The sequence below is a fragment of the Zeaxanthinibacter enoshimensis genome (assembly GCF_004362865.1).
Taxonomy (GTDB): domain Bacteria; phylum Bacteroidota; class Bacteroidia; order Flavobacteriales; family Flavobacteriaceae; genus Zeaxanthinibacter; species Zeaxanthinibacter enoshimensis.
Map to the genome: position 1 here is coordinate 173546 of NZ_SNYI01000003.1, position 12238 is coordinate 185783.

10 protein-coding genes are annotated in these 12238 nt (G+C 48.0%); 4 read left to right on the forward strand and 6 right to left on the reverse strand.

Annotation, left to right across the window (positions count from 1 at the left end):
- Window positions 1-35: 35 nt before the first annotated feature.
- Complete coding sequence (locus CLV82_RS12450; RefSeq protein ID WP_133644678.1) at window positions 36-1142, reverse strand: Sb-PDE family phosphodiesterase; 1107 nt, start codon at window positions 1140-1142, stop codon at window positions 36-38.
- Between the two features lie 299 nt (window positions 1143-1441).
- Here CLV82_RS12450 and CLV82_RS12455 point away from each other — a divergent pair, with 299 nt between their 5' ends.
- Window positions 1442-1750: a hypothetical protein gene (locus CLV82_RS12455; RefSeq protein WP_133644679.1), complete on the forward strand. Its 309-nt coding sequence runs from the start codon at window positions 1442-1444 to the stop codon at window positions 1748-1750.
- A 78-nt stretch (window positions 1751-1828) separates the two neighbouring features.
- Here CLV82_RS12455 and CLV82_RS12460 read toward each other — a convergent pair whose 3' ends face one another.
- Both CLV82_RS12460 and kdsA read right to left on the reverse strand, forming a co-directional pair.
- Window positions 1829-3073 carry a mechanosensitive ion channel gene (locus CLV82_RS12460; RefSeq protein ID WP_133644680.1) on the reverse strand — a complete coding sequence of 415 codons (1245 nt, stop codon included), beginning with the start codon at window positions 3071-3073 and terminating at the stop codon, window positions 1829-1831.
- A 194-nt stretch (window positions 3074-3267) separates the two neighbouring features.
- Window positions 3268-4089, reverse strand: coding sequence for a 3-deoxy-8-phosphooctulonate synthase (kdsA, locus tag CLV82_RS12465; RefSeq protein WP_133644681.1), 822 nt, complete (start codon window positions 4087-4089; stop codon window positions 3268-3270).
- Between the two features lie 124 nt (window positions 4090-4213).
- Between kdsA and CLV82_RS12470 the strand changes: the two genes are divergently transcribed.
- A complete protein-coding gene (locus CLV82_RS12470) occupies window positions 4214-4702 on the forward strand; it encodes a DinB family protein (protein WP_133644682.1) in 489 nt (162 codons plus the stop codon).
- Between the two features lie 96 nt (window positions 4703-4798).
- Window positions 4799-6598, forward strand: coding sequence for a translational GTPase TypA (gene typA, locus CLV82_RS12475; protein WP_133644683.1), 1800 nt, complete (start codon window positions 4799-4801; stop codon window positions 6596-6598).
- Window positions 6599-6605: 7 nt separating this feature from the next.
- Here the strand turns inward: typA and ppgK are convergent, their stop codons facing one another.
- The 3 genes from ppgK to CLV82_RS12490 all read right to left on the reverse strand — a co-directional run bounded on the left by ppgK (window position 6606) and on the right by CLV82_RS12490 (window position 8990).
- Complete coding sequence (gene ppgK, locus CLV82_RS12480) at window positions 6606-7370, reverse strand: polyphosphate--glucose phosphotransferase (RefSeq protein ID WP_133644684.1); 765 nt, start codon at window positions 7368-7370, stop codon at window positions 6606-6608.
- A 67-nt stretch (window positions 7371-7437) separates the two neighbouring features.
- The gene (locus tag CLV82_RS12485) at window positions 7438-8253 is read right to left on the reverse strand and encodes an NUDIX hydrolase (RefSeq protein WP_133644685.1); all 816 of its coding nucleotides are present in this window, start codon (window positions 8251-8253) and stop codon (window positions 7438-7440) included.
- Window positions 8254-8306: 53 nt separating this feature from the next.
- Entirely contained in the window at window positions 8307-8990 is a 684-nt protein-coding gene (locus tag CLV82_RS12490) for a cell division ATP-binding protein FtsE (protein WP_133644686.1), read from the reverse strand.
- Window positions 8991-9215: 225 nt separating this feature from the next.
- Between CLV82_RS12490 and CLV82_RS12495 the strand changes: the two genes are divergently transcribed.
- Window positions 9216-12236: a tetratricopeptide repeat protein gene (locus tag CLV82_RS12495; RefSeq protein WP_133644687.1), complete on the forward strand. Its 3021-nt coding sequence runs from the start codon at window positions 9216-9218 to the stop codon at window positions 12234-12236.
- Window positions 12237-12238: the final 2 nt, after the last annotated feature.

Consider the following 12238-nt stretch of genomic DNA (forward strand, 5'->3'; position numbering starts at 1 on the left):
ATTTGTCCTTTTATTTGTCCCCTCTGTCCCCTTTGTCACCCCTTAACATCCCACTCCACCACAGCATTAGTCTTAGGCGCAGTGATGGCCTTTAGTGCTTTAAGTTTAAGGGTAATGTTTGGCAGGCGTTCCATTGTTTTGATCTTAAGAGTTGTGGTGCCCATGGCCGGAACTGTGAACACCGGGGAATTGCTGTAGAAGGTATAGGGCATCATATTTTCAAACACCAGCTCTGTACTGCTTTCGTTCTTAAGAATAACTTCCAGGATCTGGGTCTTTCCTATGTACCCCGATTTCTCTATGCTGATACAAGCTTTTAGCAGGGGTTTTAAATATTCTTCTTTCCCGACCAGGATATTATTGTAAACTGCTACGGTGCGTCCGGCAAAAAGTGCCTCTTTCAGGGATTCCGTATTGCGTTCCTTTGCAAAGACCAGGGTAATGGGTCGGTCGTGTCCTTTCTCTTCGTAATCCCAGGTGATCAGTCCATGAATGTCACTCGTGCCCATAATGGTAAGATCTTTTTCCAGGGCCAGAGCAAGCGCTTCCTCGGAGTAGTCTTTTTCATTGATCACTTCAATCCCGTGCAGTGCGCCATTTGCAATTCTTTCTTCCTGGAAGGCACTGAGAATGGGAATTCCCATGGAACTCTGCGGGTACCAGGCAGGGTGGTTCCAGAATACGAATGCTCCCTGTTTTTTAGCTTCCCGGAAAGGTGTAAGCGAATCCTTGGCCAGTAAAGGATTGGCATCCTGTATAAATATAGCATTACTATGCCCCATTGGGGCAGCCCTGGTAATTTCTGATCCGTGTATAATGATGAGGTCATGGGAGGCAGCTTCCTGCAGGGCTAATTGATAAGAGCGATTCCGGTCGGGGTGAGGAATATCCTCAGAATGGGGCTGGTATTCCAGGTGCTCTGTAAGGGAGATCACATCCAGTCCATCCCTCAGGGCTTCCTGTACCCGTATGTTAGGCCAGACATAACCATCAGAGAAAACGGTGTGCTGGTGCAGATCGGTCTTCAGGCTCAGGTATCCCGGGATATCGGGGAACACTATAGGGTCATTTCCCCGGTGGTGATGTTGGGCTTCCAGGTTAACAGAAAGGATCAACACAAGAAAAAACAGGATAGGTCGCATGGATTTGGTTTTTTGTAAATATAAGACAAGGTCGAATTTCATTAATCAGAAGATTTTAACCTTAAATCTAATCATTCATGATAGAATATTTACTGTGCCCTCGCTTAAACCCTGCATAAATTACCAGCAAGCTATACCAACTAAGGCCATCAGAAATAGGTGTGGAATTGAATAGGCGATGTCTACCAAGTTTGGATGGGATGGAGGAAGTTTTCGCTATTTGATGGTATAATTTGCAGCTGTTGGGTATTTTATTGGCTGGAAAATAGTAACTTACCCTCTAGTCAAGACAATAACCCATGAAATTCCAATGGATATCCGGAAAACGCATCGATGAAGAGCTCGGGAAGTTCTGTGTCGAATTGGAATATCAACTCCGTCCAAAGATCACCCGTTTCCTTATCGCCCATCCGGATTTTGATGGTCTGCCTGATTTTTCAGGTTTCTATTTCGAGATCGATATGAAATTACAGCAGGTGATCATGAACCATGTTCAGCCCGAGATCCTCAGTTCCAAGCTGAAACGCGATTTTGACCGGGATGTGAACCTGGGTTTTGCCCGCTCCCTTTTTACAAGGAGACCCTACACGCCCCGCATACACGAATAACCCGTACACTTCAACTTATCTTCAGACTTTAACGCATAAAAAAACCCTCCGGGAAGGGAGGGTTTTCTTAAATGCGATTTATAATGTATCGCCCGGTAACCGGTCTTTAGGGGGAGTAGGGGGGAATTTCTGATCATCGTCCTGTTCAGGACCTTTTGGTTCCTTGAACTTCTGTATGATCTCCCTGTAGTGTTCCCCGGCTGCCTCTCGTCCACCAAGCCCGTAACTAAGGGCTACCGCTACCGCGATGGCACCAAGGGTCAGTCCAAATGCCAGTTCCACGATCTCGTTGGCAATACCCATGGTCCTTAGCGCAATTGCTATGAAAAGGGCAAGTGAAGCCCATCGGACCAGCCCGGCAATAAAGCGGTTGTTATTTCCTTTTCTTAACGTATCGTAAATGATCACGGAGATGTAATTACCGATCGCGAGGATCACCAGTCCGAATAAGATCTGCCCGGTAACTTCCAGGATCTGGTTCAGGGTTTCCGTCAGCCTGTCCAGCCCAAGGATCTCTACGGCGGTAATCACCCCGAAGAATACCAGGAAGAAATAGATCAGGTTGGCAACCAGCTTGGAGAAGGATTGGCCGGCTCCTATCATGTTCTGTAATTTAAGGGTCGCGGCGAGCCTGTCCATTCCCATGCTGTTAAAGAGGTCCTCTAAGAAACGCGCCAGGTATTTTCCGCCCCAGACAAATACGAATAAGATGGCTGCTGCTATAATGATCTGCCCGATCATTTCGGTAAATCCAGCCAGAATACTATTGGCCGGTCCGGAGATCGCCTCCATTTCCAGGGCATTGAACGCCTGTATCAGGAAGGGGATAAAAATGATAATGAAAACAACTTTTCTTAAAATAGATACCAGCTTGTCTGTATCCTTGAATCCTGTTTTATCTACCAGGCGATCAAGGAAGTTCCCGCCTATGGTAACAAGGTTGGAAACGAATTTGGCCAGCAGGTACCCCACGAACCCGATCAGAACGGCTCCCACCAGGTTGGGAATAAACATCAGGAATTCTCCTAACATGTTCTCAAGTGGTGTCAGCACTTCGTCTACTCCTAAAATTTCAAGGACAATCAGGATCACCATGATCATGATGATATAATAGAAGATGTTCCCTATGAATTTATTGGAATCCTCTACATTACTGCCCCGGAGTAATTTTTCATCCCACGAGGTTCGTCTCAGTAATTTGACCACCAGCATTTTGATGCCCCTGGCAATAAGCCAGCCTATTAATAATACCACAAGTGCACCCAGGAGGCCGGGTAAGAAATCTACCACCCTGTCTGCAAAATTTTCAAGTTGATTTTCCATTGGAATAATTTTAAATTTTAGGATTATCCTTCAATTTATTAATTCCAAAAGGCTTGTTAAAATGACACAGGCATTATGGTTAACACTAATTGAGATAGCGTTAAAAATTATCGTAAAGGGTTAATTCGCTGATGATTAGCATTAAAATCCTGTTAACGCCACTATAAGTCATTCCTGGTCTGTAAGTGGGTAAATCAGACCAGCGAATTCACCGTGCTGCGAAGTTTTACCAGGTTGGTGAGTAACTGTTCCATTCGGTCCAGTGCCAGCATATTGGCTCCGTCGCTCTTGGCATTGGCTGGGTCAAAATGCGTCTCGATAAATATACCGTCCACCCCCGCTGCGATTCCGGCACGTGCCATAGTATTGATGAGCTCCGGGCGGCCGCCGGTCACCCCGGATGCCTGGTTGGGTTGCTGCAGGCTGTGGGTTACATCCAGTACTACGGGGGCATATTGCTTCATCGTGGGGATTCCCCTGAAATCCACGATCATATCCTGGTAGCCGAACATGGTACCACGATCCGTGATCCAGACCTGCTTATTACCTGATTCCTGTATCTTGTTCACTGCGTGTTTCATGCTCTCCGGGCTCATAAACTGGCCCTTCTTCAGGTTCACGACTTTCCCCGTCTCTGCTGCTGCTACCAGCAGGTCGGTCTGCCGCACCAGGAAGGCCGGGATCTGAAGTACATCCACGTATTCTGCGGCCATAGCCGCATCTGCAGGTTCATGGATATCGGTGATCGTAGGAACTTTAAAAGTTTCTGAAACCTTTCTCAGGATCTTAAGGGCTTTTTCATCCCCGATCCCCGTAAAGGAATCCACCCGGCTGCGGTTCGCTTTTTTAAAGCTGCCCTTAAAGACATAAGGGATCTTTAACCGGTCTGTCAGGCCCACGACCTTTTCCGCGATCCGCAGGGCCATTTCTTCACCCTCTATGGCGCAGGGGCCGGAGAGTAAAAAGAAGTTATTACTATCGGTATGTTTTATCTGGGGTATTAGGGAGAGTTCCATGAAATTTAATTTGGGCAAAGGTAGGAAATTGGAGGCATAATTTATTGGAAGGAATTTCGGTTAGAATTAGGAAGTAGGCCGATATCTACCTTTGAAAATAGTATCTTTAAATAAATGCTTAGTCATGAAATTCAAAGAAATTTTAATACCGGAACTCGAAGAAGAGGTCGCGCTGACCGAGAAATTCCTAAAACGCATCCCTGGAGATAAACTGGATTGGAAGCCGCACACCAAATCCATGACCTTGCGGCAGTTGGGCAGCCACCTGGCAGAGATCCCCAGCTGGGTCTCCGGTACCATGGAAACAGATGAGATCTCCATGGATGATTATAAAGAACCTCTGGACGAATCCGTCGAGGTAATGGTGCAGAAACTGCGGAAAAATGAAAAGGAGGCAAAAGCTTCCCTGCAGAAAGAAGATTCAGAATACACCGAAAAGGAATGGCGAATGCTGATGGGCGGGAAACCGATCTGGGTAGACAAGAAATACAAAGTACTTCGATCGGTGATGAACCAGCTGCCCCACCACAGGGCACAATTAGGGGTTTACCTCCGCCTGCTGGATCAATCCGTACCTGCTACCTATGGCCCCTCTGCAGACGAGCATTCGTAGGTATTGAAAGTCAAATAGTTAAGGCTTTTACAAATTTATGGGTTAATGCTTGTACTCAATTGTTTTTGACTATCTTTGCGCGCTTAAATTAAGGCCATGTCCAAAACAAAAAACATTGCAATTATTGCCCACGTTGACCACGGGAAAACTACCCTGGTTGATAAGATCTTACATTACTGCCAGCTTTTCCGCGACAACGAGAAAACCGGGGACCTGATCCTCGATAACAACGACCTGGAAAGGGAGCGCGGTATTACTATCGTTTCCAAGAACGTTTCTGTAACCTATAAAGACACTAAGATCAACATTATTGATACCCCCGGTCACGCCGACTTTGGCGGGGAGGTAGAACGTGTACTGAACATGGCCGATGGTGTTCTTTTGCTGGTAGATGCCTTTGAGGGCCCTATGCCGCAGACCCGCTTCGTATTGCAGAAAGCGATTGACCTTGGTCTTAAGCCATGCGTGGTGGTAAACAAAGTGGATAAAGAGAACTGTACCCCTGAAGAGGTGCATGAAAAGGTATTTGACCTGATGTTTGAACTGGGTGCCGAAGAATGGCAGTTGGATTTCCCTGTAGTCTATGGTTCAGCCAAGAATAACTGGATGAGTGATGACTGGAAGAACCAAACTGACTCGATCGAGCCGCTGCTGGAAATGGTAGTGGAGCACATCCCTGAGTTCAAAACCACGGAGGGGAATACACAACTCCTGATCACTTCCCTGGATTATTCTTCCTTTACCGGCCGTATTGCTATTGGTCGTTTGCAGCGTGGTGTCCTGAAAGAAGGACAGCAGGTTTCTTTGGTAAAGAGAGATGGGAAGATCGTGAAATCACGAATTAAAGAACTATTTACTTTTGAAGGTCTTGGCCGTATAAAAGTACAGGAAGTACAAGCCGGGGACATTTGTGCCATTACCGGTCTTGAGGGGTTTGATATCGGGGATACCGTGGCCGACCTGGAGAACCCGGAAGCTCTTAAAACAATTGCTATTGACGAGCCTACTATGAGTATGCTCTTTACGATAAACGACAGCCCTTTCTTTGGGAAGGATGGTAAATTTGTGACCTCTCGTCACATCAAGGAACGCCTGGAAAGGGAGCTGGAGAAGAACCTGGCCCTTAGGGTACAAGAGACAGACAGTGCTGATAAGTTCATGGTATTCGGACGTGGGGTATTACACCTTTCTGTACTGATCGAGACGATGAGGAGAGAAGGTTATGAACTGCAGATCGGGCAACCCCAGGTGATCATCAAGAAGATCGATGGCGTGGCTTGTGAGCCGATAGAACACCTGACGATAGACCTGCCGGAAGAAGTATCCGGGAAGGCTGTGGAAATGGTATCTGTCCGTAAAGGAGAAATGACGAAAATGGAAGCTCGTGGAGACCGTATGGTCATCGAGTTCCAGATCCCTTCCCGCGGTATTATCGGGTTGAGGAACCAGTTGCTGACAGCCACTGCCGGTGAAGCCATCATGGCTCACAGGTTCCTGGAGTACCAGCCGATGAAAGGTGATATTCCCCAGCGTCAGAATGGCTCCCTGATCTCTATGGAGAACGGGAAAGCGATTCCTTATTCTATCGATAAGCTACAGGAGCGTGGACGCTTCTTCGTAGATCCGGGTGAAGAAATTTATGAAGGCCAGGTGATCGGGGAAAACTCGCGCGGTGATGACATGACCGTTAACGTGACCAAGACCAAGAAACTGTCTAACGTACGTTCTTCGGGAGCTGATGATAAAGCAAAGATTGTTCCTGCGGTTAAATTCTCTTTGGAGGAAGCCCTGGAATACATCCAGAAAGACGAATATGTAGAGGTTACACCAAAACATTTACGTCTTCGTAAAATTCACCTGAAAGAAGTAGACAGGAAACGGAGTAAAGCCGTTTAATCAGGAATTAGATAGGGGTCCGGATACATTCTTTTTTAAACCGGAGTCCCGCTGTGGCAGCGCCGATGATACCAGCATGGTTTTGTAACCTGGCCGGTACCACCGGCGTTTCTATTTTGATCTGTTTCCTGTATTCCTCAAAGTCCTTGGAAGCGCCACCACCCAGGAAAATAAGGTCCGGGGCCGCGATCAGTTCTACCAGCTCCAGGAAACGGTTAAAGCGTTTTCCCCACTTTTTATAGCTGAGGTTCTCCCTGTCCTTTGCGGATCCTGCTGCCCAGGTCTCTATCTTATCGTATTTTTTGTAAGGGATCTGCCCCAGTTCAAAGTTGGGGATCAGTTTACCGTTGAAGAATGCCCCGCTCCCCAGGCCGGTACCAATGGTGATGATGACCACGAAACCATTTTCGCCCTGCCCGCTGCCATAGTTCATAACCGCATAACCGGCTGCATCGGCATCGTTGATCACCGTGAATTCATTCCCGGTTACCCGTTCAAAGAGGGCTTCCACGTTTACCCCGTCCCAGGAAGGGTGCAGGTTGCCATGAGACTTACAGACCCCGTTCTTGATCACGGTAGGAAATCCACAGCCAACAGGTCCCTTGTAGTCAAAATGCTTAACGATCTGGCCTACAACTGCAGCCATTGCTTCGGGTTTTCTTGATTTCGGGGTTGGGATACGGTGACGCTCTGTGAGCATTTCCCCTGTTTTCATATCGATCAGGGCTCCTTTGATTCCCGAACCTCCAATATCAATCCCTAGGACTTCCATACGTGTATTAATTTTTAAGCAATAAACGTAAAAATAATCAAATTCCCGGACGTTCCTGCCCGGGATATTAGGTCAAAAGACCTCGGGAGACCAGGTAATCGGCAATAATTCCGCTTGATGGCACTAGTTTTCCCAGTTCCTCCCTGCCCAGCCAGGCTACCGATCGTACGGAGGGGTGGGGACGAATGGTTCCTTTGAATTCTGCAGAATAACAGGTCTGCCGGAGTATGCCCCCGGATCTTGTTGCTGAACCCTGGTCTTCAAAAGTGTGCAGGTAAGTCAATGTGCTCATCACCGGCTGCAGCCCCAGCTCAATTTCGAGGAGGTTTTGCAGGTTGGCAGCATCCGAACGGCCGGGTATCCGTCTTCCCCCGGGAAGTTCCATTGCTTCATGTTCCTTAAACTGCAGCGCCAGCAGTTTTCCCTCCCGGATATTAACCCATACCAGCCTGTCGACAGTACCGGGACTGGGTTCTATATAATAATCGATAGAATTGAGGCTGTGGTTGGGATCGATCAGATCCAGCAACCGGTCAATTGCCCTGCCCAATGCGGTTAGTTGTTTTACTTCTTTATTCCTGCCCAATGCGCTGGAAATAGTCTCGTCCCTGTTCCCGAAAGGATATCCGCCCCTTTTAATCCACAGCGTATTCAGTAAATGCTGCATCAGGACATTGCCCAGCTGGTCAATAGAAATGGCGATTTGCAAAAGGTATTCTCCCAGGCCCTTGATCCCTTCTTTGAAAAGACTCCGAAAGACACCATAAACAAACCCAAAGGGTCCTGTGATGATCATCAGGAGCACGGATATGCTGAAAAGAAGCAGCCCGATCAGGGGGTGTACTTTGCGATCAGGGCGAAAGGTCAGTTTTTTAAGGATCATGGCGCGGCTGGAATTCACCCATAAATGTAAGAAAATACCCCGATAACAATTGCTTAAACTGCTTTCTGGACCACCTCGAACACCTTGTTGCCGTCGCACTTCAGGGTTTTGGAGGGATATTTCAGTAATAAGGCGTAATCATGGGTTGCCATCAGTATGGTGCGGCCGGACTTATTAATATCCTGCAAGACTTTCATCACCTCCACGCTGGTCTGTGGATCCAGGTTTCCTGTGGGCTCATCGGCCAGGATGAGTTCCGGGTCATTCAATAAGGCCCTGGCTATAGCCACTCGCTGCTGTTCGCCGCCGGAAAGTTCATGGGGAAATTTAAACCCCTTGGTTTTCATCCCGACCTTCTCCAGCACTTCCAGGATCTTGTTATCTATTTGGGCCTGGTCTTTCCAGCCCGTGGCCCGGAGAACAAACTCCATATTCTTGTTGACGTTCCTGTCGGGTAGCAATTTAAAATCCTGGAAAACGATCCCGAGTTTGCGTCTCAGGTAGGGAATATCTTTTTCTCGCAGGGATTTAAGGTCAAATCCCACGATCTCACCTTTCCCTTCCTTAAGTGGAAGGTCGGCGTAGAGGGTTTTCATAAAGCTGCTTTTCCCACTCCCGGTCTTCCCGATAAGGTAGACGAATTCTCCTCTCCGGACCTCCAGGGTGATATCGTTCAGCACCATGTTTTCCTGCTGAAATACGGCTACATCCTCCAAACTCAGTATACTCTCGTTCATAGTAGTATTTGTTGATATAAATGTAATAAGTTCCACAGTATAATCAGGGAGACCTCTCGCAAAATTCTTTTCTTTGAAAGGCTTTCCCGCCTTAAGTGCTTAATTGCCAGCACCTGTTTGTTCCCCGGTGACTACTTAATTTATTGTTAGGGGGTCAACATACTGTGATGGCATTTTTCACGTTATGATGGAAAATACGGGAATTCGTACTAATCAGAGAACACTATGCGAACCACAAAATCGGTCCTCTTCCTGGGAATTCTTGCCATATCTGCAAGCGGGATAGCCCAGGAATCAAAAATATATACTCACGATAATCGCCAGTACCAGGAGGCCCTGGCATTGTATAATAACGGGCAATACCAGGCTGCCCAGACCATCTTCGAGAAAGTACAGCAGCAGACCAAGGATGGCGAGACAGAAGCCAATAGTGCCTATTACGCTGCCAATGCCGCCGTACGTCTCAACCAGACCGGGGCAGACCGGATGATGGAGGATTTCGTGACCAATTACCCGACATCGACCAAGCAGAATGCCGCTTACCGCGATGTTGCCGATTACTACTTCAGGAATGGCAAGTATCCTAATGCACTGCGCTGGTATTCCAAGGTAGACCAGGGCAGCATGTCGCCCAGGGAAGAAGAAGAGTTCAACTTTAACATGGGGTATTCGCTTTTCGCGACCGGTAAACCCGGGGAAGGCGAAAAATACCTGAATAAGGTGGTCAATTCTGATAAATACGGCTCACAGGCCAAGTATTACCTGGGGTATATCGCCTACCAACAGGATGATTATGAAAAGGCAAATGCCAGGTTCAACCAGATTGAGGACCAGGAAGTACTGGATGAGAAACTTTCCTATTACCAGGCCGATATGAATTTCAAGCAGGGTAAGTTTGAAGAAGCAATTGCCCTTGCCAAAAAACAGATCCCGAGATCTGAACCCCAGGAAGTATCTGAATTAAATAAGATCATTGGGGAGAGTTATTTTAACCTGGGTCAGTACCAGAATGCCATCCCATACCTGGAAGCTTATAAAGGGAAACGCGGCAAGTGGAGTAATACAGATTATTACCTGTTGGGATACAGCTATTACAAGCAGGGAGATTTTGCCAATGCCATACAACAGTTCAATAAGATCATCGGGGGTACCAACAGCGTTTCGCAAAACGCTTACTACCACCTGGCTGACAGTTACCTGAAACTGGGTAAGAAACAAGAGGCCCTGAATGCTTTCAGGAATGCTTCCCAGATGGAATTCAGTGCAGAAATTGCAAAAGATGCTTACCTGAATTACGCCAGGCTGAGTTACGAACTGGGTAACGCTTACGAACCCGTGCCCCAGGTGCTGACAACTTTTCTGCAGAAATACCCTGGCGATCCAAATACGCGCGAGATCCAGGCGTTACTTGTAGATTCTTATATCACTTCAAGAAACTTTAAAGGAGCTCTGGACCTGCTCGAAAAGAACAGGGACTACGCCAGCAAGGAAACTTACCAGAAGGTGGCTTTCTACCGTGGGTTGGAACTATTCCAGGATTCACAGTACGGGGAGGCGCTGGAGCATTTCTCCAAATCCTTGCAGTACCCTGAAAACGCCTTGTTCCAGGCACGTGCCCGGTATTGGAAAGCAGAATCCGCGTACCTGCTCAACCGCTACGAGGAGGCACTTGCCGATTACAATACATTCAGACAGTTGCCGAGAGCGGCCTCTACAACAGAATACAAAGACCTGGATTACCACCAGGGGTACGCACTTTTCAAGATGAAACAGTATGACCGTGCGAGTACCTATTTTGAGCGTTACGCGAACAACAGGGGCTCCGGGCCCATGGTCAATGATGCCAATGTCCGCCTGGGAGACAGCTATTTTGTCAGCAGTAAATACTGGCCGGCTATGGAAGCGTATAACAAGGTGTTAGCCACCGACAGTAAGGAAAAGGATTATGCCGCTTTCCAGAAAGCTCTGAGCTACGGCTTTGTGGACAGGAATGACCAGAAGATGGAGGAACTGAACGCCTTTATTTCCCGGTACCCGGATTCGCCCCTCAAAGACGATGCCCTGTTCGAACTGGGGAATTCCTATGTGCGGGCTGGTTCTGATCAACAGGCATTACAAGCCTATGACAGGCTGGTAAGGGAATACAGGATGAGCAGCCTTGTACCGCAGGCCTTACTCAGGCAGGGACTGATCCATTACAATGCTAACCGGAACGACCAGGCCCTTGAGAAATTTAAGTCGGTCGTCCGCGATTACGCTAACTCACAGGAAGCCATACAGGCAGTAGCCACCGCAAAATTGATCTATGTGGATACCGGCCGTGTCAATGAATATGCACAGTGGGTGGAAGGACTCGATTTTGTAGAGGTGACCGATGCAGAGCTGGATAACGCTACCTACGAGTCGGCCAGCAAACAGCAACTGGAAGGCAGGAATGATGCCGCCATCAGGGGATACGAGGAGTACCTCCGTTCTTTCCCTAACGGGCTGCACAGCCAGGAGGCTCATTTTAACCTTGCACAGTTGTACTTCGGTGCCGGGAATACCGAGAAAGCACTACCCCATTATAAACAAGTTGCAGACGGGGGCAGGGGAGAATACAACGAACAGGCCCTTACCAGGGTGGCCTCGATCTACGTGGCGAAAAACGATTATACCAGCGCACTTCCTTACCTGGAGAGATTGGAAAAAACTGCCGAGATCGGCCAGAATCGAACCTTTGCCCGGTCAAACCTTATGAAAGGGTATTATGAGCAAGGGGATTATCAAAAAACAATCGCCTATGCCGAGCAGGTATTAGCTACGCCCGGGATCGATAACCGCATCCGGAGTGACGCCCAGGTGATGATCGCCAGGTCGGCCATAGCCACCGGGAACGAAAACCGGGCAGAATCGGCCTATGCCGAGGTCCTTAAGATCGCCAGTGGTGAACTTGCAGCCGAGGCCACCTTTTACGATGCGTATTTTAAGAATAAGAACGGCAAGCACGAAGCCTCCAATACGGCTGTACAGAAACTGGTGAAAGACTTCGCGGCTTACAAACGCTGGAGTGGCAAAGGATTGGTGCTGATGGCCCGTAACTACTATGCCCTCGGGGATGCTTACCAGGCAACCTACATCCTGGAGAGTGTGATCGCCAATTTCAGCCAGTTCCCGGAGATCGTCAGGGAAGCGAAAACCGAGTTGGCAGCTATCAAACAAAAAGAGTCTGAAAGTAATTCCTCCATAGATAACGGGGGTAACTAAAA